General features: G+C 67.9%; 23 protein-coding genes. 14 read left to right on the forward strand and 9 right to left on the reverse strand.

All coding sequences use genetic code 11. The features are described from left to right. Nucleotides 1-24: 24 nt before the first annotated feature. Both AC3WXD_RS18505 and AC3WXD_RS18510 read right to left on the reverse strand, forming a co-directional pair. Nucleotides 25-432 carry a hypothetical protein gene (locus AC3WXD_RS18505; protein ID WP_020201648.1) on the reverse strand — a complete coding sequence of 136 codons (408 nt, stop codon included), beginning with the start codon at nucleotides 430-432 and terminating at the stop codon, nucleotides 25-27. 56 nt (nucleotides 433-488) lie between these two features. After that, the gene (locus AC3WXD_RS18510) at nucleotides 489-1,442 is read right to left on the reverse strand and encodes a LysR family transcriptional regulator (RefSeq protein WP_492324386.1); all 954 of its coding nucleotides are present in this window, start codon (nucleotides 1,440-1,442) and stop codon (nucleotides 489-491) included. Nucleotides 1,443-1,605: 163 nt separating this feature from the next. Between AC3WXD_RS18510 and AC3WXD_RS18515 the strand changes: the two genes are divergently transcribed. From AC3WXD_RS18515 to AC3WXD_RS18550, 8 genes are all read left to right on the forward strand, one after another. Beyond that, nucleotides 1,606-2,595, forward strand: a complete 990-nt coding sequence (locus tag AC3WXD_RS18515) for an aldo/keto reductase (protein ID WP_492324387.1) — start codon at nucleotides 1,606-1,608, stop codon at nucleotides 2,593-2,595. Nucleotides 2,596-2,720: 125 nt separating this feature from the next. Next, nucleotides 2,721-3,227, forward strand: a complete 507-nt coding sequence (locus AC3WXD_RS18520) for a DUF1993 domain-containing protein (protein ID WP_029043308.1) — start codon at nucleotides 2,721-2,723, stop codon at nucleotides 3,225-3,227. Nucleotides 3,228-3,288: 61 nt separating this feature from the next. After that, nucleotides 3,289-4,254 (forward strand): LysR substrate-binding domain-containing protein, encoded by a 966-nt coding sequence (locus tag AC3WXD_RS18525; protein WP_492324388.1) that lies wholly within the window; start codon nucleotides 3,289-3,291, stop codon nucleotides 4,252-4,254. Between the two features lie 234 nt (nucleotides 4,255-4,488). Next, nucleotides 4,489-5,136 carry a 7-carboxy-7-deazaguanine synthase gene (queE, locus tag AC3WXD_RS18530; RefSeq protein WP_454731654.1) on the forward strand — a complete coding sequence of 216 codons (648 nt, stop codon included), beginning with the start codon at nucleotides 4,489-4,491 and terminating at the stop codon, nucleotides 5,134-5,136. 76 nt (nucleotides 5,137-5,212) lie between these two features. Then, nucleotides 5,213-5,689 (forward strand): 6-carboxytetrahydropterin synthase QueD, encoded by a 477-nt coding sequence (gene queD, locus AC3WXD_RS18535; RefSeq protein ID WP_020201641.1) that lies wholly within the window; start codon nucleotides 5,213-5,215, stop codon nucleotides 5,687-5,689. 54 nt (nucleotides 5,690-5,743) lie between these two features. Beyond that, complete coding sequence (gene tadA / locus AC3WXD_RS18540) at nucleotides 5,744-6,451, forward strand: tRNA adenosine(34) deaminase TadA (RefSeq protein ID WP_492324467.1); 708 nt, start codon at nucleotides 5,744-5,746, stop codon at nucleotides 6,449-6,451. Then, a complete protein-coding gene (ldcA, locus tag AC3WXD_RS18545; protein WP_492324389.1) occupies nucleotides 6,448-7,443 on the forward strand; it encodes a muramoyltetrapeptide carboxypeptidase in 996 nt (331 codons plus the stop codon). The genes tadA and ldcA overlap by 4 nt, the downstream gene beginning before the upstream one ends. 228 nt (nucleotides 7,444-7,671) lie before the next feature. Further along, on the forward strand, nucleotides 7,672-9,294 hold the full coding sequence (locus tag AC3WXD_RS18550) for an ABC-F family ATPase (RefSeq protein WP_059412776.1): 1,623 nt from the start codon (nucleotides 7,672-7,674) through the stop codon (nucleotides 9,292-9,294). A 148-nt stretch (nucleotides 9,295-9,442) separates the two neighbouring features. On the opposite strand, the gene AC3WXD_RS18555 is transcribed toward AC3WXD_RS18550, so the two are convergent. After that, nucleotides 9,443-10,216: a GIY-YIG nuclease family protein gene (locus AC3WXD_RS18555; RefSeq protein WP_492324390.1), complete on the reverse strand. Its 774-nt coding sequence runs from the start codon at nucleotides 10,214-10,216 to the stop codon at nucleotides 9,443-9,445. Between the two features lie 873 nt (nucleotides 10,217-11,089). On the opposite strand from AC3WXD_RS18555, the gene AC3WXD_RS18560 reads away from it, so the two are divergent. Continuing rightward, nucleotides 11,090-11,353 (forward strand): hypothetical protein, encoded by a 264-nt coding sequence (locus tag AC3WXD_RS18560; protein ID WP_492324391.1) that lies wholly within the window; start codon nucleotides 11,090-11,092, stop codon nucleotides 11,351-11,353. A 44-nt stretch (nucleotides 11,354-11,397) separates the two neighbouring features. Here the strand turns inward: AC3WXD_RS18560 and AC3WXD_RS18565 are convergent, their stop codons facing one another. Next, nucleotides 11,398-12,018 (reverse strand): hypothetical protein, encoded by a 621-nt coding sequence (locus AC3WXD_RS18565; RefSeq protein ID WP_492324392.1) that lies wholly within the window; start codon nucleotides 12,016-12,018, stop codon nucleotides 11,398-11,400. 347 nt (nucleotides 12,019-12,365) lie between these two features. Further along, the gene (locus AC3WXD_RS18570; RefSeq protein WP_492324393.1) at nucleotides 12,366-12,944 is read right to left on the reverse strand and encodes a hypothetical protein; all 579 of its coding nucleotides are present in this window, start codon (nucleotides 12,942-12,944) and stop codon (nucleotides 12,366-12,368) included. 202 nt (nucleotides 12,945-13,146) lie between these two features. On the opposite strand from AC3WXD_RS18570, the gene AC3WXD_RS18575 reads away from it, so the two are divergent. The 4 genes from AC3WXD_RS18575 (at nucleotide 13,147) to AC3WXD_RS18590 (ending at nucleotide 18,283) form a co-directional block, all read left to right on the forward strand. Continuing rightward, nucleotides 13,147-14,580 (forward strand): aldehyde dehydrogenase family protein, encoded by a 1,434-nt coding sequence (locus AC3WXD_RS18575; RefSeq protein WP_454731651.1) that lies wholly within the window; start codon nucleotides 13,147-13,149, stop codon nucleotides 14,578-14,580. Nucleotides 14,581-14,864: 284 nt separating this feature from the next. Then, a complete protein-coding gene (locus tag AC3WXD_RS18580) occupies nucleotides 14,865-17,324 on the forward strand; it encodes a penicillin acylase family protein (protein WP_020201635.1) in 2,460 nt (819 codons plus the stop codon). Between the two features lie 102 nt (nucleotides 17,325-17,426). Continuing rightward, the gene (locus AC3WXD_RS18585) at nucleotides 17,427-18,140 is read left to right on the forward strand and encodes a glutamine amidotransferase (protein WP_020201634.1); all 714 of its coding nucleotides are present in this window, start codon (nucleotides 17,427-17,429) and stop codon (nucleotides 18,138-18,140) included. After that, the gene (locus AC3WXD_RS18590) at nucleotides 18,137-18,283 is read left to right on the forward strand and encodes a hypothetical protein (RefSeq protein WP_020201633.1); all 147 of its coding nucleotides are present in this window, start codon (nucleotides 18,137-18,139) and stop codon (nucleotides 18,281-18,283) included. Before AC3WXD_RS18585 ends, AC3WXD_RS18590 begins: the two co-directional genes overlap by 4 nt. Before the next feature lie 48 nt (nucleotides 18,284-18,331). Here AC3WXD_RS18590 and AC3WXD_RS18595 read toward each other — a convergent pair whose 3' ends face one another. Further along, nucleotides 18,332-18,616: a DUF1289 domain-containing protein gene (locus AC3WXD_RS18595; RefSeq protein WP_020201632.1), complete on the reverse strand. Its 285-nt coding sequence runs from the start codon at nucleotides 18,614-18,616 to the stop codon at nucleotides 18,332-18,334. Between the two features lie 202 nt (nucleotides 18,617-18,818). On the opposite strand from AC3WXD_RS18595, the gene AC3WXD_RS18600 reads away from it, so the two are divergent. Then, on the forward strand, nucleotides 18,819-19,310 hold the full coding sequence (locus AC3WXD_RS18600) for a PaaI family thioesterase (protein WP_020201631.1): 492 nt from the start codon (nucleotides 18,819-18,821) through the stop codon (nucleotides 19,308-19,310). A 276-nt stretch (nucleotides 19,311-19,586) separates the two neighbouring features. Here the strand turns inward: AC3WXD_RS18600 and AC3WXD_RS18605 are convergent, their stop codons facing one another. The 3 genes from AC3WXD_RS18605 to acnD form a co-directional block, all read right to left on the reverse strand. Then, nucleotides 19,587-20,708 carry an asparaginase gene (locus tag AC3WXD_RS18605; protein WP_020201630.1) on the reverse strand — a complete coding sequence of 374 codons (1,122 nt, stop codon included), beginning with the start codon at nucleotides 20,706-20,708 and terminating at the stop codon, nucleotides 19,587-19,589. Between the two features lie 606 nt (nucleotides 20,709-21,314). Next, the gene (gene prpF, locus AC3WXD_RS18610) at nucleotides 21,315-22,505 is read right to left on the reverse strand and encodes a 2-methylaconitate cis-trans isomerase PrpF (RefSeq protein WP_020201629.1); all 1,191 of its coding nucleotides are present in this window, start codon (nucleotides 22,503-22,505) and stop codon (nucleotides 21,315-21,317) included. Nucleotides 22,506-22,560: 55 nt separating this feature from the next. Continuing rightward, nucleotides 22,561-25,158 (reverse strand): Fe/S-dependent 2-methylisocitrate dehydratase AcnD, encoded by a 2,598-nt coding sequence (gene acnD / locus AC3WXD_RS18615; protein WP_492324468.1) that lies wholly within the window; start codon nucleotides 25,156-25,158, stop codon nucleotides 22,561-22,563. Nucleotides 25,159-25,187: the final 29 nt, after the last annotated feature.

Consider the following 25,187-nt stretch of genomic DNA (forward strand, 5'->3'; position numbering starts at 1 on the left):
CGCCGGTGAAATGGGGTGCGCGGGCTACTCCCGCGTGCCGCCCAGCAGATCGTGCGCGTCGAGAATCGCATACGCGATCTCGGGCCTGGCATCCAGGCAGCGGCGGATGGCCGCGGGGATGGCCTGCCGGGTCTTGCGGCACAAGCCGGGCTGGTCTTCCACCCGGATGCTGATCCCGCGCGTGGTGCGCACTTCGTGGATGCTGGGCGTGATGGTGACGACGATGCCCAGCAGCGCCCGCATGCGCTCTTCCATCTTGCGCAGGTCGGCAAGGCTGGCGAGGCTTTCCAGGCGCGCCACCAGCCTTTTTTCTTCTTCCTGCGTGAGCTGCAGGATGCGGATGTCGGCGCGCGGGTCGCTCAGCAGCGCCTCGCGATTGCAGTTGCAGGCGCCAGGCGGGCATTCCTTGCGAATCGGAAACGGGGCGTTCATGTGGTCGTCGGGGCGGCGTGTGCCTCAGCCGGGGGGCGGTAGCCGCTTATCTTAAATCAGGATGCCGGCAGGGCCTCGGCCCGTTCGGCGGCGCCGGGCTCCCGCTCCGGCGCCGCCGCGCCGCGGCCGACCAGCAGTTCCAGGAAGGCGCCCGGCGCCGCATCGAGGCCGTGGCTGTCCGTCTTGCCGTGCTCGGCGTAGGCCACCACCAGTTCCCAGCAGATCTCGGGCGCCGCGAGGGGGACGAAGGACAGCGTCGCGCCGCGCGCCTCGGCCACCGCCTGCGGCACCAGCGCCACGCCGAGCCCGCGCGCCACCAGCGCCAGCAGGGTGTCGAGATCGCTGACCTCGAAGGCGATGCGCCGCTCCACGCCGGCTTCGCCGAAGCCGCGGTCGGCCAGCCGGCGCGTGCCGTGCGCCGGCTCGAAGTCGACGAAGGGCTCGCCGGCGAGCGTGGCCAGCGAGACTTCCGCCATGCCCGCCAGCCGGTGGCCGCGCGCGCACGCGAGCACCAGGCTTTCGCAGGCGATCTGCGTGGTCGCGAGCTGGGCCGGCGGCTCGCCGATCGGCAGGATGGCGAAGTCGAGCTTGCCGGCGCGCACCTTGTCCATCAGGTGCGAGGCGCTGCCCTGGCACAGGTGGACCTCGATGTCCGGGTACTGGCCGTGAAAGCGCGCCAGCAGCGCCGGCAGGTCGACGAAGGCCGGCAGGCTCTGGACCGTGCCGATGCTGAGCTTGCCGCGCCGCAGCGCCGCGATGTCGGCGACCATCTCGCGGCCCTGGCGGATCGCGTCGAGCGCTTCCCTGGCCTTGCCGAGGAAGGCGCGCCCGGCGGCGGTCAGGCGCACGTGGCGTGTGGTGCGGGCGAACAGTTTCGCGTCCAGTTCGTCCTCGAGCGAGCGGACCGAGGTCGACAGCGCCGACTGCACGATGTTCATGCGCTGCGCGGCGACGGTGAAGCTGCCTTCCTCGGCGACCGCCACGAAATGCCGCAACTGTCTAAGCTCCATGCGTTTCCTTGCTTTCCAGTGATTTATCTCCGTATGGGATAAATCGAATCTCTATCTTCTATTGGAAAGATAAGCGCGCAGCGGGCATATTGCAACGGTGCGGCGGGTTTGCCCCTTGACCGAAGGGGCGGCCGGCTCGCAGCCACACTTGACGGAGCCATGCATGGAACAGATTGAAATCGGCAGCTCGGGCATCCGGGCCTCGCGCATCGGCCTCGGTACCTGGGCCATCGGCGGCTGGATGTGGGGCGGCATCGACGAGCGCGAGGCCATCGCGACGATCCAGCGCGCGGTGGAGCTGGGCGTGACGCTGATCGATACCGCGCCGGTCTACGGCTTCGGCCGCTCGGAAGAGATCGTCGGCAAGGCGCTGAAGGAAGCCGGCCTGCGCGGCAAGGTGCAGATCGCCACCAAGGCCGGGCTCGACTGGAAGGACGGCAAGGTCTTCCGCGATTCGCGCGCCGCGCGCCTGCGCACGGAGGTCGAGGACTCGCTGCGCCGGCTGCAGACCGACGTGCTCGACGTCTACCAGATCCACTGGCCCGACCTCGAAACCCCGCTCGAGGAAACCGCGCACGTGCTGGAAGACCTGCGCCGCGAGGGCAAGATCCGCGCGATCGGCGTGAGCAACTTCTCGCCGGCGCAGATGGACGCGTTCCGCGCCGTCGCCACGCTGGACGCCGTGCAGCCGCCGTACAACCTGTTCGAGCGCGACATCGAGGCCGACGTGCTGCCCTACGCCGCGCGGACCGGGCTGACGGTGCTGAGCTACGGCGCGATCTGCCGCGGCCTGCTGTCGGGCAGGATCGACGCGTCGACCACGTATGAAGGCGACGACCTGCGCAAGATCGACCCCAAGTTCTCGGGCGAGCGCTTCCAGGAATACCTGGCCGCGGTGCAGGCGCTCGAGGCGCTGGCGCGCGAGCGCTTCGGCAAGTCGGTGCTGGCGCTGGCGGTGCGCTGGGTGCTCGACAAGGGCCCGACCATCGCGCTGTGGGGCGCGCGCCGCCCGCAGCAGCTCGATCCGGTCGGCGAGATCCTCGGCTGGCACATCGACGCGCAGAGCATGGCCGACATCGACGCGATCCTGGCGCGCTGCGTCCGCGAGCCGATCGCGCCGACCTACATGGCGCCGCCGGTGAAGCGGCCCTGAAGCAGGGGGGCGGGGGCGGGGAGGGCGCCGGCGCGGCCCTGCGCAAAGCCGGCAAACGGTTTATGCTCGCGGTCGCGCGTCCGCCCCGGTGCGGGCGCCCGCCAACCCCAGCCAAGGACACCCCCATGTCACTTTCCATGTATGAAGCTTCGATCCCGGTATTCCTGCGGGCCTTCGGCAATCTGTCGGCCATCCTGGACAAGGGCGCCGCGTTCGCGCAGGCGCAGGGCATGGATCCGTCGGACCTGATCCAGACCCGCCTGGTGGCGGACATGGACCCGCTGCCGGCCCAGGTGCAGCGCGCCAGCGACAGCGCCAAGGGCTGCGCGGCGCGGCTGGCCGGCATCGAGATGCCGTCGTTCGCCGACAACGAAGCCACGTTCCCGGAACTGCAGGAGCGCATCGCCAGGACGGTCGCTTTCCTGAAGACCATCCAGCCGGCGCAGCTGGAAGGCAGCGACACCCGCATCGTCGAGCTCAAGCTGCGGCCAGAGCCGGTCAAGTTCGACGGCAAGTCCTACCTGCTGGGCTTCGCGCTGCCGAACTTTTTTTTCCACGTGACCACGGCCTACGACATCCTGCGCCACAAGGGCGTGCCGATCGGCAAGCGCGACTATCTCGGCCTGCCCTGAGCCGCCGGCATGGCCCGGACCCGAATACGGCGGCGCCGCTTCGGCGCGCTAGTATTCGGGAATGAAGATCACACTCGAAGAACTCCAGGCCTTCGCCACCGTGGTGGACAGCGGCTCCATCACCGCCGCCGCCGAGCAACTGGGGCAGACCGTGTCCGGCATCAGCCGGGCGCTCGGCCGCCTCGAGGACAAGGTCGGCACCACCTTGCTGCACCGGACCACGCGCCGGCTGGCGCTGAGCGAGGAGGGCGAGGCGCTGCTGGCCCACGCGCGCAGCATCCTGGCCTCGGTGGAGCTGGCCGAGGAGCAGATGGCGGTGCGCCGCGAGCGGCCCGCCGGGCGGCTGCGGGTGAACGCGGCGTCGCCGTTCATGCTCCACGTGGTGGTGCCGCTGGTGGGCGAGTTCCGCCGCGCCTACCCGGAGATCGAGCTGGAGCTCAACACCAACGACCAGATCATCGACCTGCTCGAGCACCGCACCGACGTGGCCATCCGCATCGGCACGCTGCGCGACTCCACGCTGCACGCGCGTCCGCTGGCCAGCAGCCGCGTGCGCGTGCTGGCCAGCCCGGCCTATCTCAAGGCGCGCGGGCGGCCCGAATCGGTGGACGACCTCGCCGGCCACAGCCTGATCGGCTTCAACCAGCCGGAGTCGCTCAACCGCTGGCCGCTGCGCGGCGCGATGGGCGAGGAAGTGCACGTCACGCCGCACCTGACCGCATCGAGCGGCGAGACCCTGCGCCAGCTCGCGCTCGCCGGCGAGGGGCTGGTCTGCCTGTCGGACTTCATGACCGAGGCGGACCGCCGGCGCGGCGACCTGGTGCAGGTGCTGATGCGCGACACCATCGAGGAGCGGCAGTCGATCAACGCGGTCTACTACCTCAATACGCAGCTGTCGGCGCGCATCGCCTGTTTCCTGGACTTCGTCGGCGCGCGGCTGCGGGCGGCGCAGTGGGCCAAGGTGCCGCCGGGAGCGCGCCGCGCGGCCGGCACGGCTGGAGCCGATCCGCTACCTGTGCGAAAATAGCGAGTTAGCCGCAGTAGCCTGGCCATTGGCCATCGATTCCGGGTGGCCGCCAGCTTGCCGGCCGCCCGCGCGGGATTGCCGTTCCGGCATCGCCGCCCGCCGGCCCGATCCGTCCGCCGGCCTTCCGCCGCCGCCCGTATCCGCAGCCACGCACGTCTGCCGCGAATGGCTGCCGCGCACCCGCAAAGACACACGACAGACTCACAACCGCCTTACCATCGCATCGCCATCAGCATGACTTACGCCGTCAAGGAAATCTTCTACACACTGCAGGGCGAAGGCGCCAACGCCGGCCGCGCCGCGGTGTTCTGCCGCTTCTCCGGATGCAACCTCTGGAGCGGGCGCGAAGAAGACCGGGCCGGCGCGGTCTGCCAGTTCTGCGACACCGATTTCGTCGGCACCGACGGCACCGAGGGCGGCAAGTACCGCACCGCCGAGGCGCTCGCCGACAAGGTCGCGGCGCACTGGCCACGGGACGTGGAGGCCGGCGCCGCCGGCCGCCCGCTGGTGGTCTGCACCGGCGGCGAGCCGCTGCTGCAGCTCGACGCGCCGCTGATCGGCGCGCTGCACGCGCGCGGCTTCGAGATCGCCATCGAGACCAACGGCACGCTGCCGGTGCCGGACGGCGTGGACTGGGTCTGCGTCAGCCCCAAGATGGGTGCCGAGCTGGTGGTTACGCGCGGCGACGAGCTCAAGGTGGTGATCCCGCAGGACGGCCAGGATTTCGCCGCATACGAGCGGCTCGATTTCCGCCATTTCCTGGTGCAGGCGATGGACGGCCCGCTGGCGCGGCAGAATACCGCGCTGGCGGTGGCGTTCTGCCAGCGCCGCCCGCGCTGGCGCCTGTCGCTGCAGACTCACAAGCTGCTAGGTATCCGGTGATCCCGGCCAATCGTCCAGACCCTCGTCCCGAACGTTTCGTCCGCCCCGATCACCGCACCTGCACATACCGGCATCCATGAACAAGCAAGTCTCCATCACCCGCCGGCTGGAATTCGATTCCGGCCACCGCATTCCCAACCACGGCGGCCAGTGCCGCAACATCCACGGCCACCGCTATCGCCTGGACCTCACGCTGTCGGGCGAAGTGCTGCGCAGCGCGGGTGCCTCGGACGAAGGCATGATCCTGGACTTCGGTGACATCAAGGCGCTGGCCAACGCGCACCTGGTCGACAAGTGGGACCACGCCTTCCTGATCCATCGCGGCGATACCGCGCTGCTGAATTTCCTGCAGTCGATGGAAGGGCACAAGACGGTGGTGCTGGAAGCCGTTCCCACCGTGGAAAACCTGGCGCAGATCGCCTTCGACATCCTCGCGCCGGTGTTCAAGGACTGCTTCGGCCACCAGTTGCAGCTCACGCGCCTGGTGCTGTTCGAGACGCCGAACTGCTGGGCCGAGGTCAGCGCCGCGTTCAGCCTGCCCGCGCAGGACTGAGGCGCCGCGCCGCGCATGCCAGACCCGAAAGATCCGACCGACCCGACCGATCCGATGAACGCGCCGCTACCGCCCGCAGCCGGGCAGCCCGACGAAGCCGCCGGGGCCGGCGAGGCCGATCCCGCCGCCGAGCGCGACCGCCGCTACATGCGGGCCGCGCTGGCCGAGGCGCGCCTGGCCGAGGCCGCCGGCGAGGTGCCGGTGGGCGCGGTGGTGGTGTGGAACGACGCCATCATCGCGCGCGGCCACAACCTGCCGATCCGCTCGGTCGATCCTTCGGCGCACGCCGAGATGCAGGCGCTGCGCGCCGCCGCGCAGGTGGTCGGCAACTACCGCATGCCGGAGTGCGAGCTGTACGTGACGCTGGAGCCGTGCGTGATGTGCAGCGGCGCGATTCTCCACGCGCGCATCCGCCACGTGGTGTTCGGCGCGGCCGACCCCAAGACCGGCGCGGCCGGCAGCGTGCTCGACCTGTTCGGGCAGGCGCAGCTGAACCACCAGACCACCATCGCCGGCGGCGTGCTGGCCGACGAATGCGGCGGCATGCTCAAGGCGTTCTTCGGGGCGAAGCGGCGCGCGCAGAAGGCGGCGCAGAAGGATGCGCAGCAGTCTGCCCAATCCACCGGACAACCGGCGCCACAACCGGAGCCACAGCCGGCGGCACAGGCGCCCGATGCCGCGCCCACGGCCTGCGCGCGCTGTGGTACAACCACCGGCGACAACCCAAGCCACCCCGACCCCAGCCCGGATCCAGACGCATGAGCCAGTCGATGCCGAACCCAGCGCAGCCAGCCAACCCCGCCACGCCGCCGACCGAGGTCCGCCTGATCGCCTCGTCGGGGTATCCGCACGACGTCGCCATCGCCGCGCGCGGCTGCGCCTGGCTCCGGCAGCATGGCTTCCACGTCGGCAACCCGGACGTGCTGGCGCGCCGCTACCTGCGCTTTGGCGGCACCGACGACGAGCGCCTCGCGGACCTGCACGCCATCGGCACCGGCGCGCCGCGCGAACTGACGCTGGCCGTGCGCGGCGGCTACGGCATCGCGCGGCTGCTGGAGCGCGTGGACTTCGCCCGCATCGCCGAGCAGGCGCGCGCCGCCGGCACGCCCATCGTCGGCCACAGCGACTTCACCGCGTTCCAGCTGGCCTACCTGGCGGCCACCGGCGGCGTGACCTTCGCCGGGCCGATGCTGCTGGCGGACTTCGGCACCGAGGTGGTCGACCCCTTCATGTGGGAACACTTCGCCGGCGTGATGCACGATGCGGCCTACACCATCGGCGTGGACGCGCCGCAGGCCGGCGGCCAGCCGTTCAGCGGCACCGTGTCCGGCACGCTGTGGGGCGGCAATATGGCCATGCTGTGCAGCCTGCTGGGCACGCGCTTCATGCCGGCCATCGAGGGCGGCATCCTGTTCCTGGAGGACGTCAACGAGCCGCCGTACCGCGTCGAGCGCATGCTGCTGCAGCTCGACCAGGCCGGCGTGCTGGGCGCGCAGCGCGCCATCGTGCTGGGCGACTTCTCCAGCTACCGCGTGACCGACTACGACAACGGCTACGACCTGCCCGCGGTGGTGGCCTACCTGCGCGAGCGCCTGGCGGTGCCGGTGCTGACCGGCCTGCCGTTCGGCCACTGCCCGCGCAAGCTGACGCTGCCGGTGGGCGGCCAGGCGCAGTTGAGCGCACGCGCGGACGGCTTCTCGCTGGCGCTGTCGGGTTATCCGGTGTTGAAAGCGGCCGCTTCCGCCCCTATCTGATGCCCATCGGGGGCTGATCGCTTCTTTCCCGGGCCCGCGGATGGTAAAATCGCGGGTTATTTCCCGGTCTCCGGCCGGGATTCTGTCGGGCTTCCCGGCCGCATGCCGGGACCGCGCACCGCGCCCTTCGCCGCGTGCGCGCGTTCCGCGGCATCGCCGCGCCGGTTCCGTGCCGTGCGCACCGGTGCCGCGCCGCCCGCGCCCCCTCATTCATACAAGGTTCCAGACGTGCTTTCTACCGCAAACATCACCATGCAGTTCGGCCCCAAGCCGTTGTTCGAGAATATCTCGGTCAAGTTCGGCGAGGGCAACCGCTACGGCTTGATCGGCGCGAACGGCTGCGGCAAGTCCACCTTCATGAAGATCCTCGGCGGCGACCTCGAGCCGTCCTCGGGCAACGTCATCCTCGAGCCTGGCGTGCGCCTGGGTAAGCTGCGCCAGGACCAGTTCGCCTATGAAGACATGCGCGTGCTGGACGTGGTCATGATGGGGCACACCGAGATGTGGGCCGCCGCCGCCGAGCGCGACGCCATCTACGCCAACCCGGACGCCACCGACGAGGACTACATGAAGGCCGCCGACCTGGAGGCCAAGTATGCCGAGTACGACGGCTACACCGCCGAGGCGCGCGCCGGCGAGCTGCTGCTGGGCGTGGGCATTCCCACCGACCAGCACCAGGGCACCATGAGCAGCGTGGCGCCGGGCTGGAAGCTGCGCGTGCTGCTGGCGCAGGCGCTGTTCTCGAACCCGGACGTGCTGCTGCTCGACGAGCCGACCAACAACCTCGACATCAACACCATCCGCTGGCTGGAGGACGTGCTCAACGAGCGCAACTCCACCATGATCATCATTTCCCACGATCGCCACTTCCTGAACTCCGTGTGCACCCACATGGCGGACATGGACTACGGCACGCTCAAGGTCTACCCGGGCAACTACGACGACTACATGGAAGCCTCCATGCAGGCGCGCGAGCGCCAGATGGCGGCCAACGCGCGCGCCAAGGAGCGCATCGGCGAACTGCAGGACTTCGTGCGCCGCTTCTCGGCCAACAAGTCCAAGGCGCGCCAGGCCACCTCGCGCCTCAAGCAGATCGACAAGATCAAGGTCGAGGACCTCAAGCCGTCGTCGCGCCAGAACCCGTTCATCCGCTTCGAGTTCGAGAAGAAGCTGCACAACCTCGCGGTGGAAGCGGACGGCGTCACCAAGACCTACGACCGCAAGATCATCGACAACCTGTCGATGGCGATCCAGGCCGGCGAGCGCGTGGCCATCATCGGCGAGAACGGCGCCGGCAAGACCACGCTGCTGCGCAGCCTGCTCAACCAGGCCGTGCAGAACGGCGTGCAGCGCGGCGTGGAAGTCGACCGCGGCGCCATCAAGTGGGCCGAGAACGCCAACGTCGGCTACATGCCGCAGGACACCTACGAGGAATTCCCGGACGACCGCGACCTGATGGACTGGATGAGCCAGTGGACCCAGGCCGGCGACGACGACCAGTCGCTGCGCGGCACGATGGGCCGCCTGCTGTTCTCGGCCGACGACATCAAGAAGTCGGTCAAGGTGCTGTCGGGCGGCGAGAAGGGCCGCATGATCTGGGGCAAGCTGATGCTGGGCCGCCACAACGTGCTGGCGCTCGACGAGCCGACCAACCACATGGACATGGAGTCGATCGAGTCGCTGCAGATCGCGCTGGACAAGTTCACCGGCACGCTGATCTTCGTCTCGCACGACCGCGTGTTCGTCAGCGGCCTGGCCACGCGCGTGATCGAGGTGCGCACCGACGGCACGCTGACCGACTACCTGGGCACGTATGACGAGTACCTGGAGTCGCAGGGCATCGCGGGCTGAGTTGCCTTGACCGGTTGACGGAAGAAGAGGGCCGCCGTGTGCGGCCCTTTTTTTCTTTTGCATTTCGCAGCCAGGATGAGCGAGGATTGCTCCGTTCCTGATGTCCCCAAGTGGAGGGAGCTTGGGACATCCCTTGTCGCCCGTTAACTCAGAACGTTTCCGGTAACTGGCTGGTTTGCGCCTGCTCGAATTGCTTGTATGTCTCGCCGGTATTGGTCCTCCAAGCGTCTCGCCCGTTGATTGAGTAGCCAACGATGATCGCCGCCCCTTGGGACGGACTCGAGAACGGGTAGTCGCGAGTGAACTGGAGCTTTGCCCCAGCGTCAACCAGAGTTCCTTCAGCGATAAGGCGCTCTTTCTTTGCCTTGTATCCGCCGGATAGACTCGGAGCGTCAACTTTCGTAGCTTCGGACCCAGCAAGTACTACCAATCCTTCGTCTCCTCGCATAGCTTGTGCAGAGATGCCCCCCATTTTGAGGTGAAAGACAGGACTTGCTGCGCTGCTTCCCAGGCTTGCAGTGTCTGCTGTGATTGGATCAAGCTGTTTCGCTGTCTGGATGCTGAGTGGTTGAGGTAGAAGAGGCTCCAGCAGGCGATGTCCAAGAACGCCCAGGAGTACCCTTACGTCCCCAATGAACTCTTTCATGGCATCCTGGTCTGCTCGAGGTAGGCTTGCCTCTTGTGGGGTATTGGAATTTTGGATGGCATAACGTCCTGCCTTGCAGGCCATGTCATGCAGCAGTGATTCCAAGTACCTCACATGTGCTTTTGTGAGGTTGTCATCTTTGCTTGTGAATGCGACTAACTCGTTCCAGAACTCCTTCTCTTGTACGTGACTCTTGATTCGGTCGAAGACGTCTTCTGCTTCCCCGATGTACGCAGCGTCACGGCCATCGCTGTCAGACCCAAACAGGAAGTACACGCCAGGTCGTCTTGTCTCAGCCCATGCCTTCAACTCGGGAAATCGCACACGGGGGCAAGCGATCCCTTGTCCGGACCAGTTCACGATTTCACCATGTCGAATGCCAGTGGCAACCCCATCTGCCAGATAGATTCGTATACTCTTGCCCAAAGTGTTCAGCCTTTTGAAGATTCTTGCATTTGAATTTCTAGGATGCGTCCTAATATGGTAATTGTAACTGTTGAGGCCTGCGGACGTTGCTTTATCGTAGTCATTTGGGTCGCTGGGATCCCAGTCGGAGGCGCGCAAGACGCTAGCAGTAAGCTGGGTTTGTCAGCGGCATGAAGGGTCGCCAGATGCGGCCATTTTTTAGAAAAGATAGCGGTAAGGGACGAACAGCAGTTTTGTCTAGTGGAGGAGTAGCTTTGAGGAAAGCTGCTCTCTGATACGTCTAGAGCCTAAGTCCGTAAGCCTATATCGCCCATTTCCTAGTTGGACAATTTGCCGACATTCCGGTGACGCGAGTTTCTTGAGAGAATTTGTGATGGTTGAGGGGGCGCGTTTTGCGTGCTTTCCTAGTTCGGTGCGATCAAATCCTTCTTCGCCGCCGTAATGTAAGAGGATAAGGAGTTCTTCCTCTGCGCTCAGATCGGTGCGCTGCACTAGCAGCATACCCTCAAAGTCTCCGACGCTAGGGACATCAAACTGAAGCAATTCTCGGATAGTCCGCGCAACTGTTTCACGGTCGCCTTTCCAGAATAACCGTAGCGTTTCGTTCATTGCCCAGCGAACACATTCGATGACTAGTTTGGAGTCCATGTGGTTGGGCTGGTAGCTCGGGGAAATGTGTACTGCCCCACGCTGGCTGCGAAACTTGTAGATGGTTCGGAGTACATGAACTACGTGGATTACGTCGCGCCGGGGTTGAAGTTTGTGCTTATTTTGCTCATTTTCCAAATACTTGCAGCAGTCATCAAACTCCTTGTTCTGACTAAGGGTTCCAGAGTCAAGGTGGTAGTAAATGCGGGCAAGGATCTCGCAGAACTGCCCACCGTCGAGTTCCGCGGGTTCCCAGTCTCGTTGAATGTAGCGGCGCTCCGCCGAGACAAATTCGTCGAACAGTTGGGAACAGAGCAGATGGTCGAGTGGTGGGCTTAGTTCAGAGAGAAGGCGTGTCTTGTCGATCAAAGCCATTGCGTTGACTATACGTTACGTCCCAACGCATCTGCGATAAGCGTCTGAACGTGCTTGTTTCCCTCTTCGGTTAGGTACCATGCGGCCGGAGTCTTCGTCGTATCCTCGGACACGACCGACGGCCTCTTGAGTTTGAGGCGCCCCAAGTCTCGATTCACATTGGTGACAGTCACCGACTTTGCTTGACGAAAATGCTTGTTGAACGTCGCCGCTATACGCCGGCCAGAGAGTTCTTTCTCCGCAGTTTCTTGGGTGACAACGTAGAGTGTCCAGAGCGACTTATTGGCGGTGTTCCACGACTGGCTTGGAACACCGTACTTCGAAGAATCATGGCGCCAATCGACGGCGCCTCCATCGTCAACATCAATTACTCCGGGTACCACAGTTGTCCGGCGCTTCTTCGGTTTTTTGCGCACAGTGGGGTCGCTACTAACCTCCTGGGCGGTAAGGACAGTTGACGTCAGCGGCAACTCACTGTGAGATTCTCCATTGAGGATTGTTTCCGGTGGTTGCAGTAGGCCCTGCAACTGCCGCCCGAGGCTCTGGCTGATAGCTGGAACATCCTCCTTCGATCCCTCAATTTCCAACTCGAAACCCGTCAGCTTCATCTTGATCTTAATCTTCGACATAGTCCTGTCCCTTGAGTTGAGATAGATGTACCCGAGTATCGGAAAGCATACATCAAAATGACATGGGACCTTGCCAATCGAAATGAAGCGTACCTACGATGGGGAGCCGCGGATGATGTGGGGCTTATGTACCGGCTGGCTTAGACGCCCAAAGTCATGCGTGAACTTAATGAAAGGCCGCGGGAGCGGGCGGCAAGCTATCTATTTGAGGCAGTGGTGCAGTGATCCGACTATCTTTCATGAATGGCATACCCGGGATGTCGGCGAGCATCATAGTTGCCGTTCACGGCTACCGTAGGCGGCACAGCAGCGCAACCGTATGCCGGGAGGTGTGGCGGTGACCATCTCTATGCTGTTTTGCCCGACCGCCCCTCGCCGCCCACCATCCTGTCGAGCTGGTCGATGATGGCGGCCGCGGTGATCTCGCCCTTGGCCTTGTGCAGGGCCGCGTACAGCGGGCCGCGCAGCGCGGCGAGTTCGGCCGTGCCGGCGGCTTTCTCGACCTTGACCTGCAGCATGTAGCCGCGCAGGCCGAGATGATGGCCGATGACGTCCGTGTAGAAGTGATAGAGCTGCTGGTAGGTCGCGGGGCCGGCGTCGTCATTGCCGCCTACGCCGCGCGCGGCGTAGGCCGGGAACACGCTGCCGGCTGCTTCCGGTCCGGCGCGGCGCGCGGCGGCCGGGGCGGCCGGTGCGGCGATATCCGGCGGCGCGGTGGCGCCCGCGTGGATCAGCCCGGCCTCCAGCAGTGCCTCGATGGCTTCCGGGCCTACGCCCATGCCGCTGGTCTGCGCCAGCAGTTCGCTGCGCCGGCGCTCGCCGTTGACGATCAGCAGCAGCGCGCGCGTCCTGTGGTCCAGCTTGCGCGCGCGCGTGCGGATTTCGTCCTGGCCCTGCTCGGTCTTGTGGAACACCGGGTCGGTCATGTCTGCTCCCTTGTTATGCGCCGGCAGCGGCGAGCGGCGCGCTGTTCCCGGATTCGGCTCATGCTCGGCCGATTATCGCCACGTTGTTCGGGTGGCTGGCGCACCGCAAAAAAACGAGGCGCCAAACCGCTCTACAATGTGGAGCACCATAAAAGTAACAAAAATTTTGCAATCGCCTGTTCAACAACTGAAAACTGTGGCCATGCAACAACGAGACAAGCTCTTCATCAACGGTAAGTGGGTCGTGCCCCACGGCACCGGCCAGATCGACGTCATCCACTCCACCACCGAAGCCGTCATGGGCCGCATCCCCGAAGGGCATGCGCGCGACGCCGAGGACGCCATCCAGGCCGCCCGCGCCGCCTTCGACGCCTGGTCGGCCACGCCGCCGGCGGTGCGCGCCGGCTATATCCGCAAGATCGCGGACGGGCTCAAGGCGCGCAGCGAGGAACTGGCGCAACTGATCGCCGGCGAAGTCGGCATGCCGATCAAGCTCGCCCGCGCCATCCAGGTCGGCGGCCCGGTCTACAACTGGGCGCAGGCGGCCAAGCTGGTGGAGAACTTCACGTTCGAGGAAGAGGTCGGCAATTCGCTGGTGGTGCGCGAGCCGGTGGGCGTGGTGGGCGCCATCACGCCGTGGAACTACCCGCTCAACCAGATCACGCTGAAGGTGGCGCCGGCGCTGGCCGCCGGCTGCACCGTGGTGCTCAAGCCGTCCGAGGTGGCGCCGCTCAACGCCTTCGTGCTGGCCGAGGTGATCGAGGCCGCCGGCCTGCCGCCGGGCGTGTTCAACCTCGTGACCGGCTACGGCCCGGTGGTGGGCGAGGTGCTGGCCAGCCATCCGGAAGTGGACATGGTGTCGTTTACCGGCTCCACGCGCGCCGGCAAGCGCGTCTCCGAGCTGGGCGCGCAGAGCGTCAAGCGCGTGGCGCTGGAGCTCGGCGGCAAGTCGGCCTCGGTGATCCTCGACGACGCGGACCTGCCGGCCGCGGTCAAGGGCACCGTCAGTGCCTGTTTCCTCAACTCCGGGCAGACCTGCTCGGCCCATACCCGCATGCTGGTGCCGCGCGGCCGCTACGAGGAGGCCAAGGCCATCGCCAAGCAGGTGGCCGATGCCTTCACCGTGGGCGACCCGCTGCAGGAAACCACCCGCCTGGGCCCGCTGATCTCCGCCGCGCAGCGCGAGCGCGTGACCAGCTACATCCAGCGCGGCCTGAACGAGGGCGCCGAACTGGTGACGGGCGGCCCGGAAGCGCCCGCGGGGCTGGACAAGGGCTTCTTCGTCAAGCCGACCGTGCTCGGCAACGTCGACCCCCGGGCCACCGTGGCGCAGGAAGAGATCTTCGGCCCGGTGCTGTCGATCATCTGCTACGACACCGAGGAAGACGCCGTGCGCATCGCCAACGACAGCATCTACGGGCTGGGCGGCGGCGTGTGGTCGGGCGACGAAGCGCGCGCCATCCGCGTGGCGCGCCGCATCCGCACCGGCCAGGTCGACATCAACGGCGGGCCGTTCAACATGCAGGCGCCGTTCGGCGGCTACAAGCAGTCCGGCAACGGGCGCGAGGCCGGCAAGTACGGGCTCGAGGAATTCCTCGAGTACAAGGCGCTGCAGCTGAAGAAGCCGGCCGCCTGACGCGCGGCGGGCGTGGCGGCGGCGGGCGGGGTGGATCGTTCCGCGCGCCGCCGCTCGCCGCACCGCGGTCACGCAGGATGCCCGGCAAGCCCGGGCATTTTTCATGCGCGGGCGCTTCGGCGATAATGCGCAATCCCGCCGGCCCGCGCCGCGCGGAACCGGTCCGGTGCGGCGCGGGCCGGCCAGGAGCAAGCAGTACCGAGACAGCAGTACCGAGACAGCAGTACGGGACAAAAAACAGACAACACCGCGGGCGCATGCCGCCACGCGGGGGAGAGCGATCGATGCGCTGGTTCAAACGGCTGGCCTGGCTGGTACTGACGCTGGTGGCGCTGCTGCTGGCGGGCGCGCTGGGCGGGTATGCGTGGTACCGGCAGGCGTCGCAGCCGCAGACGGCGGGCACGCTGAGCCTGCCGGGGCTGCGCGAGCGCGTCTCCATCGTCCGCGATCGCCACGACGTGCCGCACATCAAGGCGGCCAATCCGCTCGACGCCTATTTCGCGCTTGGCTTCGTGCACGGGCAGGACCGCCTGTGGCAGTTGCAGATGAACAAACGCATCGCCTCGGGCCGGCTGGCCGAGATCCTCGGGCCGCCGGCGCTCGATACCGACCGCTTCCTGCGCACGCTCGGCGTGCGGCGCAACGCCGAGGCGATCCTGGCGCAGGCCACGCCCGAGACGCGCGCCGCGCTGCAGGCCTACGCGGACGGCGTCAACGCCTACATCGACACGCGCAAGGGCCCGCTGCCGCCCGAGTTCCTGCTCCTGCGCACCAGGCCGGAGCACTGGGAGCCGGCCGATACGCTGGCCTGGCAGACCATGATGGCCTGGGACCTGAGCGCCAACTGGACGCAGGAGACGCTGCGCATGCGGCTGGCGCAGGTGCTGCCGGTGGCGCGCATCAACGAGCTGCTGGCGCCGTATCCGGGCGAGCGCTCGCCGCGCACGATGGACTACGGCAGCCTCTACCGGCATCTCGCCCCGCTGGCCACGGCGATGGCGCGCGTCGAGCGGCAGGCGCCGCCCGGCTACGTGGAGGGCATGGGATCGAACAACTGGGTGGTGTCCGGCGCCCGCACGCGCTCGGGCAAGCCGCTGCTGGCCAACGATCCGCACCTGGGCCTGCAGGCGCCGGCGCTCTGGTACTTCGTCCACATGCAGGCGCCCGGGCTGGACGTGGCCGGCGCCTCGCTGCCGGGCATGCCGCTGGTGGTGCTGGGGCACAACCAGCGCATCGCGTGGGGTTTCACCAATACCGCGCCCGACGTGCAGGACCTGTACATCGAGCGCCTGCAGCCGGGCAGCGCGCAGCGCTACCAGACCCCGGACGGCTGGGCCGAGTTCAGGACCCGCAGCGAGACCATCCACGTGAAGGGCGCGCCCGACGTGACCCTGACCGTGCGCGAGACCCGCCACGGCCCGGTGATCTCCGACGCCGCCGAGCCCGTCGCCACGGCCGCCGCGCCGCTCGGCGCGCGGTACGTGGTGGCCTTCCAGTGGACCGCGCTGCGCGCCGACGACCGCACCTTCCAGGCCGGGCTCTTGCTCAACCGCGCCACCGACTGGGCCACGTTCCTGGCGGCCATGCGCGATTTCCACTCGCCCCAGCAGAGCATCGTCTATGCGGACGTGGACGGCAACATCGGCTTCATCGCCCCCGGCCGCGTGCCGCTGCGGCGCGCCGACAACGACCTCAAGGGGCTGGCGCCGGCGCCGGGCTGGGATGCGCGCTACGACTGGAACGGCTTCATCCCGTTCGAGCAGTTGCCGCGCAGCTTCAACCCGCCGGAGGGCGTCATCGCCACCGCCAACCAGAAGATCGTCGGCGACGACTACCCGTATTTCCTGACCAGCGAATGGACCGTGCCGTACCGCTACCAGCGCATCCGCACCATGCTGGACGCCACCGCGCGGCACACCCCGGACAGCTTCGGCGCGATCCAGAAGGACACGCTCTCGCTGGCCGTGCGCGACGCGCTGCCGCTGCTGCTGGCGGCCCCGGTCGCCAGCGATCCGGCGCTGCCCGAGCGCGAGCGCGCGCTGATCGCCGCGCTGCGCAAGTGGGATGGCGACATGCAGCCCCGGCTGGCCGAGCCGCTGGTGGCGACGGCGTGGCTGCGCGAACTGTCGCGCGTGCTGTTCGAGGACAAGGTGGGCGAGCCGCTGTTTGGCCGCATGTGGGAGCAGCGCAACGTGCAGCAGCCCATGCTCAACGTGCTGCGCAATCCGCGCGGCCTCGGCGCGTTCTGGTGCGACGACAGCACCACGCCGGCGCGGGAAGACTGCGACGACGCCATCGCCACGGCCTGGCGCCGCGCCATTGCCGACCTCGGCCAGCGCTACGGCGACAAGCCGGAGCGCTGGCGCTGGGGCAGCGCCCATGCCGCGCGCATGGAGCACAAGCCGTTCGGCAGGCAGCCCTACCTGGCCAGCCTGTTCAACGTCAAGGTGCCCAGCGGCGGCGACACCTACACCGTCAACGCGGGGCGCCACAACCTGCGCGACGAGGCGGCACCGTTCGAAAGCGTGCACGCGGCCAGCCTGCGCGCCATCTACGACCTCTCCGACCTGGCCGGCTCGCGTTTCATGGATTCGACCGGGCAGTCGGGCAACGTGATGTCCACGCACTACCGCGACTGGACCGACAAATGGGTCGCGGTGCAGTACATCACCCTGGCGCCGACGCGCCGGCAGGGCAACGAGGCATTCGACACGCTGGTGCTCAAGCCCGCCGGCGCGCGCTGACGGTGCGGTGCGGCGCGCGGAATATGTCATGGCGTGACCGTTTGCCCGGCATGCCCGGATGCCAGTAAGATCGAAGCTTTGCATCGACCGGACAGGCACGCCATGACCCAAGCCAGGTTCACCACCCATGTGATCCAGCACGTTGCGTTCGAGGACGCTGGCGTGCTGGGCGACGTCCTGCGCGAGCGCGGCCACGCGCTGTACGTGCTGCGCGCCGGCATCGACGACCTGAGCGTGGTCGGCGCGCATCCCGCCGACCTGCTGGTCGTGCTCGGCGGCCCGATCGGCGTGTACGAGAACGAGACCTATCCGTGGCTCGACGCCGAGATCGACGTCATCCGCGCGCGGCTCGCGGCGCGCCGGCCGGTGATCGGCGTCTGCCTGGGCGCGCAGCTGATCGCCCGCGCCAGCGGCGCGCGCGTCTATCCCGGCACGCGCGAGATCGGCTGGGCGCCGATCCGGCCCACCGAGGCAGGCCGCGCCTCCGCGCTGGCCGAGCTGGAGAGCGCCGACTGGAACGTGCTGCACTGGCACGGCGACACCTTCGACCTGCCCGCCGGCGCGCAACTGCTGGCTTCCACGGCGGCCGTGCCGCACCAGGCCTACGCCATCGACCGCCACGTGCTGGCGCTGCAGTTCCATCCCGAGGTGCGTCCGGCCGAGCTGGAAGGCTGGCTGGTCGGGCATACGGTCGAGCTTGGCAAGGCCGGCATCGACCCGCGCGAGATCCGCGCGCGCACGGCGCAGATCGGCACGGCGGTGGCCGCGGCCGGCCGCCGCATGTTCGCGCGCTGGCTGGAGGCGGCCGGGCTGTGAGCAGCGGGTTTGCCACGGCCATCGACAGCGTGCTGCTCGGCGCCGTGCGCCCGTTCGGGCCCGGGGCCGTGCCCAGCGGCATCGACAAGCAGCCGGCGCGCCGCGAGGTGGAGGACATGGAGCGCCGGCTGGCCGGCGGCTGAGCGGCGCGGCCTGTATGGCCAGTGTGGTCGGTGCGGCCGGCTCCGGGGCTACTCCGGGCGGAAGCGCCGCGCCGTGCCCTCGCGCGTGATGCGCTCCCACACCGCCTGCTTTTCCGCGTCGTCCATGAAGACCCAGTTGCTGACCTCCATCGCGGTGCGGCCGCAGCCCTGGCAGATTTCGTCGAACAAGGTCGAGCAGATGCCGATGCAGGGGCTGTCGGGCCGGTCGAACAGGCCTTCGTCGCGCTGGCCCTCGTCGCGCTGCGGCGTGGCGGCGGGGGAGCGCGCGGAAAGCGGGTTGGTGTCTGGCGGGTCTGACAGGTCTGACGGCATGCGGCGGCGAGGCGGGGCGGACGGGCGCACATTATAAACGGCGACCGGCCCGGCCCCGGCCCGCCCGGTGCCTGCGGCGCAACATCGCCGCGCGGAAGTTTGCCGCGCGGAAGTCCGCCGATTACCCGTCAGGTAATTGAGCGCCGGCGGCGCGCGGGTCTACGCTGCTCCTGTTGCCACGATCCCGATCCAGGAGAACACGATGCCGATTCTCGTTGCCGCCTTGTCCGGCGCGGGCGCCGCTGCCGCTGCCGGCTCCCATGCCGCCGCACCCGTCGACCCGCGTATCCGCCAGACCGTCGAGCAGGTCCTGATGGGCTCGCCCGTGGCCCGCGCGCTGGGCATCGCGCTGGACGTGCTGGCGGTGGACCACGTCGAGCTGCTGCTGCCGTTCAGCCCCGCCAACGTCACGGTCGGCGAGATCGTCCACGGCGGCGTGATCGCCACGCTGATCGACGTGGCCGGCGCGGCCGCGGCGGCCTCGGGCTGCGAGGCCGGCAGCATGCGCGGCGGCGCCACCGGTTCGCTCAACATCCAGTATCTCGAAGCGGCCAGGGCGGCCAGCCTGCGCGCGGTGGCCAGCGTGCTCCGGCGCGGGCGCCGGCAGGTGGTGAGCGAGGTGTCGGTCTACGCGGAAAGCGCCGACGAGGCCGAGCTCGTGGCCAGGGCGCTGATGAGCAGCGTGCTGTTCTAGCACGGCGCGCCGGCCGGCCGCGCCGCCTTCAATCCGGCCGCATGAGCGGGAATGCCTTGTAACGCAATTAACGGCCGATCTTTGCCGCCACCAATCCATGTTCCGCCGAGGCCTGGCGGCATGGCGGCCGCATCGGCTTCGAGGACTACCTGGCTTGCAAGGGGAGGGCTGGCATGAAGTGAAAAAACGGCTGGCGAGGTCGCGTGCGGCCAGCCAGCCGCGAGGGCGGGGCGTGCTCCGCCGCCGCCCGGAATGCCCGCGGCTACGCCGCGGCCGTCAATATTTCCACAGGATCTTCTGCAGTTCCTTGCTGTCGCTGGTCTTGGTCAGCGCCAGCGCCATCAGGATGCGGGCCTTCTGCGGCAGCTGGTCGTCCGTCACCAGCCAGTCGTACTTGTCGTCGGGCTGCTCGGCGTTGCGGATCACCACGCCGCTGCCGGTGCGCGACGCGCGCACGATCTGCACGCCCTTGGCGCGCGCGGCCTTGAGCGGCTCGACCATGTAGTCGCCCACGCTGCCGTTGCCGGTGGCGGCGTACACGATGGCCTTGGCGCCGTTCTTCACGGCGGCGTCGACCGCGCCCGGGTTCACGTTGCCGTAGGCGTAGACCACCGCCACTTCGGGCAGCTTGTCGAGCTTGTCGATGTCCCACTCGGTCTGCGTGGTATGCGGGCGCGCCGGCAGGCGGAAGTACAGCGTGCGGCCTTCCACCACGTAGCCCAGCGGGCCGAACGGCGAGCGGAAGGTTTCGGTCTTGAAGGTGTTGGTCTTGGTGACGTCGCGGCCGGTGTGGATCTCGTCGTTGAGCACGGCCAGCGTGCCCTTGCCGCGCGATTCGGGGCTGGACGCCACCAGCACCGCGTCGTACAGGTTGAGCGCGCCGTCGGCGCCGAGCGCGGTGCCCGGGCGCATCGAGCCGACCACCACCACGGGCTTGTCGCTCTTGAGCGTGAGGTTGAGGAAATAGCTGGTTTCCTCGATGGTGTCGGTGCCGTGCGTGATCACGATGCCGTCCACGTCCGGCTGCTTGAGCAGTTCGGAGACCCGCTTGCCGAGCTTGAGCAGGCGCTCGTTGTTGAAGCTCTCGGAGCCGATCTGGAACACCTGCTCGCCCTTGACGTTGGCGATCTTCGAGATCTCCGGCACCGAGGCGATGATCTTGTCCACCGGCACCACGGCCGACTGGTAAGCCGCGGTGTTGGTGGCCGCCGCGCCGGCGCCGGCAATGGTGCCGCCGGTGCCGATGATGACGATGTTGGCCTTGCGGGCCTCGGCCGGCGCGCTGGCCTGGGCCGGCGTGGCGGCGGACGGGGCGAGCTGGGCGTGGGCGGCGCCAGTGGTCAGGCTGGCGGCGAGCAGCAGGGTGCTGAGCGTGGTGAGACGGGCGAAACGCTTCATGATGTTCCTCATATAGGCACGACTGGGCAGCCCCTTTTGGGTGGCTGCGTCGTCTATCGGTCTACGCAATCCGCGCGGCGGCGCCTGTCTTACAGGCGGGGCCGCGGCGGACGAGAACTATACGAGAGGGGTCCTGAATGTGTCGACATTTACCGCTTTGGGGTTTTCCCGGGGGGTGTCTGGCGGGGAGGGCCGGCCAGACGGCATTGAGTCATCGCCTCGTTCCTGCCATGACGGCTACCCGCCTTGGCCGCGCGCGCATCGATGACCTCGACGCCTTGCTGCGGCAGCGGCCTTCGAGGGGCCGTGCGCCGGGGAAGAAGGCCGGCGCCAGCGAATGGCAAAGGCTCTCGCTTCGTGGCGAATCCTGCCTTCTCCCGCAAGCGGGAGAGGGGAGACCACAATCGGCAAGTTGACTCGTTGCCGGCAGCCTTTTGTCATTGATGGTTTGCTCCCCTCTCCCGCGAAGTGGGAGAGGGGCCGGGGGAGAGGGCAAGCGCCAGCAAATGGCGAAAGCCGTCCCCTCATCGAGCCCACCGGCGGCAGGCAGGACCTCCATGCCGCCGCAACCGGAACCGAGTCCCGCTGCGCCGTGCCGCCGGTTCCTCAGAACGTGTCGCCCGGCACGCGCACCCAGCCTTCCATCAGCACGCGCGCGCTGCGGCTCATGATGGCCTTGGTCACGGCCCATTCGCCGTCGACGAGGTTGGCTTCGGCGCCCACGCGCAGCGTGCCCGAGGGGTGGCCGAAGCGCACCGCGTTGCGTTCGCCGCCGCCGGCGGCGAGGTTGACCAGCGTGCCGGGGATCGCCGCGGCGGTGCCGATGGCCACGGCGGCGGTGCCCATCATGGCGTGGTGCAGCTTGCCCATCGACAGCGCGCGCACCAGCAGGTCGACGTCGCCGGCGCCGACCGGCTTGCCGCTGGAGGCAACGTAGCCGGCCGGCTTCGCCACGAAGGCCACCTTCGGCGTGTGCTGGCGCTTGGCCGCTTCGTCGACGTTCTTGATCAGGCCCATGCGCAGCGCGCCGTAGGCGCGGATGGTCTCGAACCTGGCCAGCGCGGCGGGGTCGCCGTTGATGTCGTCCTGCAGCTCGGTGCCGGTGTAGCCGATCTCTTCCGCGTTGAGGAAGATGGTCGGGATGCCGGCGTTGATCATGGTGGCCTTGAAGGTGCCCACGCCCGGCACCTCGAGGTCGTCGACGAGGTGGCCGGTCGGGAACATGGCGCCGCCGGCGCCTTCTTCCTCGGCGGCCGGGTCCATGAACTCGAGCTGGACTTCGGCGGCGGGGAAGGTCACGCCGTCGAGCTCGAAGTCGCCGGTTTCCTGCACGGCGCCATCGGTGATGGGCACGTGGCCGATGATGGTCTTGCCGATGTTGGCCTGCCAGATGCGCACGGTGGCCACGCCGTTTTGCGGGATGCGGCTCGGGTCGACCAGCCCGGCGCCGATGGCGAACGGGCCGACGGCGGCGGACAGGTTGCCGCAGTTGCCGCTCCAGTCGATGAACGGCTGGTCGATGGAGACCTGGCCGAACAGGTAGTCGACGTCGTGGCCGGGCCGGCTGCTTTTCGAGATGATGACGGTCTTGCTGGTGCTGGACGTTGCCGCGCCCATGCCGTCGATCTGCTTGCCGTAGGGGTCGGGGCTGCCGATCACGCGCATCAGCAGCTTGTCGCGCGCCGCGCCGGGGACCTGCGCGGCCGCGGGCAGGTCCTGCAGGCGGAAGAACACGCCTTTGCTGGTGCCGCCACGCAGGTAGGTGGCGGGAATCTTGATCTGGGGTACGTGGGCCATGAGATTTCGTCCTGGTGAGGCCGGGCGGCATGCCGCCCGGCGCGCGCTTATTGCCTCAGGCCGCGGCCTTAGACGATTCGAGGAAGTCCTGCGCGAAGCGCTGCAGCACGCCGCCGGCGTCGTAGATGGAGACTTCTTCCGCGGTGTCGAGGCGGCAGGTCACGGGCACTTCCACGCGCTCGCCGCTCTTGCGGCGGATGACCAGCGTAAGCTCCGCGCGCGGCTTGCGCGCGCCGATCACGTCGAAGGTCTCGGTGCCGTCGATGCCGAGCGTCAGGCGGTTGGTGCCGGGCTTGAACTCCAGCGGCAGCACGCCCATGCCGATCAGGTTGGTGCGGTGGATGCGCTCGAAGCCTTCGGCCACGATGACTTCCACGCCCGCCAGCCGCACGCCCTTGGCCGCCCAGTCGCGCGAGGAGCCCTGGCCGTAGTCCGCGCCGGCCACGATGATCAGCGGCTGCTTGCGGTCCATGTAGGTCTCGATCGCTTCCCACATGCGCACCACCTTGCCCTCGGGCTCGATGCGCGCCAGCGAACCCTTCTTGACCTTGCCGTCCACCACGGCCATCTCGTTGACCAGCGTGGGGTTGGCGAAGGTGGCGCGCTGCGCGGTGAGGTGGTCGCCGCGGTGCGTGGCGTAGGAGTTGAAGTCTTCCTCGGGCAGGCCCATCCTGGCCAGGTATTCGCCGGCCGCGCTGTCGAGCATGATGGCGTTCGACGGCGACAGGTGGTCGGTGGTGATGTTGTCGCCGAGCACCGCCAGCGGACGCAGGCCCTGGAGCGTGCGCTCGCCGGCCAGCGCGCCTTCCCAGTACGGCGGGCGGCGGATGTAGGTGCTCTGCGGGCGCCAGTCGTACAGCGGGCTGATCTGCTCGCCGCTGTCCACGGCGAAGTTGAACATCGGCTCGTAGACCTTGCGGAACTGCTCGGGCTTGACGCTCCTGGCCACGATGGCGTCGATTTCCTCGTCGCTCGGCCAGATGTCCTTGAGCCGCACCGGCTTGCCGTCGGCGTCGGTGCCCAGCACGTCCTGTTCGATGTCGAAGCGGATGGTGCCGGCGATGGCGTAGGCCACCACCAGCGGCGGCGAGGCCAGGAAGGCCTGCTTGGCGTACGGGTGGATGCGGCCGTCGAAGTTGCGGTTGCCCGAGAGCACGGCGGTGGCGTACAGGTCGCGCTCGATGATCTCCTTCTGGATCACCGGGTCGAGCGCGCCGGACATGCCGTTGCAGGTGGTGCAGGCGAACGCCACGATGCCGAAGCCGAGCCGCTCCAGGTCCGGCAGCAGGCCGGCTTCTTCCAGGTACAGCTGCACGGCCTTGGAGCCGGGCGCGAGCGAGCTCTTCACCCACGGCTTGCGGGTCAGCCCGCGCGCGTTGGCGTTGCGCGCCAGCAGCGCCGCGGCGATCACGTTGCGCGGGTTGCTGGTGTTGGTGCAACTGGTGATGGCGGCGATGATGACGGCGCCGTCGGGCATCTGGCCCGGCGTGTCTTCCCACTTGCCGGCGATGCCGCGCGCGGCCAGGTCGGAGGTCGGCAGCCGCTTGTGCGGGTTGGACGGGCCGGCCATGTTGCGCACCACGGTGGACAGGTCGAAGCGCAGCACGCGCTCGTATTCGGCGTGCTGCAGCGTGTCGGCCCACAGGCCCGCGGCCTTGGCGTAGGTTTCCACCAGCCTGACCTGCGCGTCGTCGCGGCCGGTCAGCTTCAGGTAGTCGATGGTCTGTCCGTCGATGAAGAACATCGCCGCGGTGGCGCCGTATTCGGGCGCCATGTTGGAGATGGTGGCGCGGTCGCCGAGCGTCAGGCTCGCGGCGCCTTCGCCGCGGAACTCCAGGTAGGCGCCGACCACCTTTTCCTTGCGCAGGAACTCGGTCAGCGCCAGCACGATGTCGGTGGCGGTGATGCCGGGCTGGCGCTTGCCGGAAAGCTCCACGCCGACGATGTCGGGCAGGCGCATCCACGAGGCGCGCCCCAGCATCACGTTCTCGGCTTCCAGCCCGCCCACGCCGACGGCGATCACGCCGAGCGCGTCGACGTGCGGCGTGTGGCTGTCGGTGCCGACCAGCGTGTCGGGGTAGGCCACGCCGTCCACGGCGTGGATCACCGGCGACATCCGCTCCAGGTTGATCTGGTGCATGATGCCGTTGCCCGGCGGGATCACCTCGACGTTCTTGAACGCCTTCTTGGTCCAGTTGATGAAGTCGAAGCGGTCTTCGTTGCGGCGGTCCTCGATGGCGCGGTTCTTGGCGAACGCATCGGGGTCGAAGCCGCCGCATTCCACGGCCAGCGAGTGGTCCACGATCAGCTGCACCGGCACCACCGGGTTGACCTTGGCCGGGTCGCCGCCCTGGGCGGTGATCGCGTCGCGCAGGCCGGCCAGGTCCACCAGCGCGGTCTGGCCGAGGATGTCATGGCAAACCACGCGCGCCGGGAACCACGGGAAATCGAGGTCGCGCCGGCGCTCGATGAGCTGCGCCAGCGAGGCGTCCAGCGTGGCCGGGTCGCAGCGGCGCACCAGGTTCTCGGCCAGCACGCGCGACGTGTACGGCAATTTGTCATAGGCGCCCGGCTGGATCGCCTCGACGGCGGCGCGCGCGTCGAAGAAATCCAGCTTGGTGCCCGGCAGCGGCTTGCGGTTTGCAGTGTTCATTTCGTAGGGAATAGAGAAAGTCATGATCC

Source organism: Cupriavidus sp. FW216-B1, from assembly GCF_058789195.1.

Coding starts and splice junctions, on each gene's coding strand:
- AC3WXD_RS18570 (WP_492324393.1), bottom strand. CDS start 12,944: ATGACCGACCCGGTGTTCCACAAGACCGAGCAGGGCCAGGACGAAATC.
- ldcA (WP_492324389.1), top strand. CDS start 6,448: ATGAGCCAGTCGATGCCGAACCCAGCGCAGCCAGCCAACCCCGCCACG.
- queD (WP_020201641.1), top strand. CDS start 5,213: ATGAACAAGCAAGTCTCCATCACCCGCCGGCTGGAATTCGATTCCGGC.
- tadA (WP_492324467.1), top strand. CDS start 5,744: ATGAACGCGCCGCTACCGCCCGCAGCCGGGCAGCCCGACGAAGCCGCC.
- AC3WXD_RS18585 (WP_020201634.1), top strand. CDS start 17,427: ATGACCCAAGCCAGGTTCACCACCCATGTGATCCAGCACGTTGCGTTC.
- queE (WP_454731654.1), top strand. CDS start 4,489: ATGACTTACGCCGTCAAGGAAATCTTCTACACACTGCAGGGCGAAGGC.
- AC3WXD_RS18505 (WP_020201648.1), bottom strand. CDS start 432: ATGAACGCCCCGTTTCCGATTCGCAAGGAATGCCCGCCTGGCGCCTGC.
- AC3WXD_RS18580 (WP_020201635.1), top strand. CDS start 14,865: ATGCGCTGGTTCAAACGGCTGGCCTGGCTGGTACTGACGCTGGTGGCG.
- acnD (WP_492324468.1), bottom strand. CDS start 25,158: ATGAACACTGCAAACCGCAAGCCGCTGCCGGGCACCAAGCTGGATTTC.
- AC3WXD_RS18565 (WP_492324392.1), bottom strand. CDS start 12,018: ATGTCGAAGATTAAGATCAAGATGAAGCTGACGGGTTTCGAGTTGGAA.
- AC3WXD_RS18575 (WP_454731651.1), top strand. CDS start 13,147: ATGCAACAACGAGACAAGCTCTTCATCAACGGTAAGTGGGTCGTGCCC.
- AC3WXD_RS18525 (WP_492324388.1), top strand. CDS start 3,289: ATGAAGATCACACTCGAAGAACTCCAGGCCTTCGCCACCGTGGTGGAC.
- AC3WXD_RS18600 (WP_020201631.1), top strand. CDS start 18,819: ATGCCGATTCTCGTTGCCGCCTTGTCCGGCGCGGGCGCCGCTGCCGCT.
- AC3WXD_RS18605 (WP_020201630.1), bottom strand. CDS start 20,708: ATGAAGCGTTTCGCCCGTCTCACCACGCTCAGCACCCTGCTGCTCGCC.
- AC3WXD_RS18520 (WP_029043308.1), top strand. CDS start 2,721: ATGTCACTTTCCATGTATGAAGCTTCGATCCCGGTATTCCTGCGGGCC.
- AC3WXD_RS18560 (WP_492324391.1), top strand. CDS start 11,090: ATGAACTACGTGGATTACGTCGCGCCGGGGTTGAAGTTTGTGCTTATT.
- AC3WXD_RS18515 (WP_492324387.1), top strand. CDS start 1,606: ATGGAACAGATTGAAATCGGCAGCTCGGGCATCCGGGCCTCGCGCATC.
- AC3WXD_RS18510 (WP_492324386.1), bottom strand. CDS start 1,442: ATGGAGCTTAGACAGTTGCGGCATTTCGTGGCGGTCGCCGAGGAAGGC.
- prpF (WP_020201629.1), bottom strand. CDS start 22,505: ATGGCCCACGTACCCCAGATCAAGATTCCCGCCACCTACCTGCGTGGC.
- AC3WXD_RS18595 (WP_020201632.1), bottom strand. CDS start 18,616: ATGCCGTCAGACCTGTCAGACCCGCCAGACACCAACCCGCTTTCCGCG.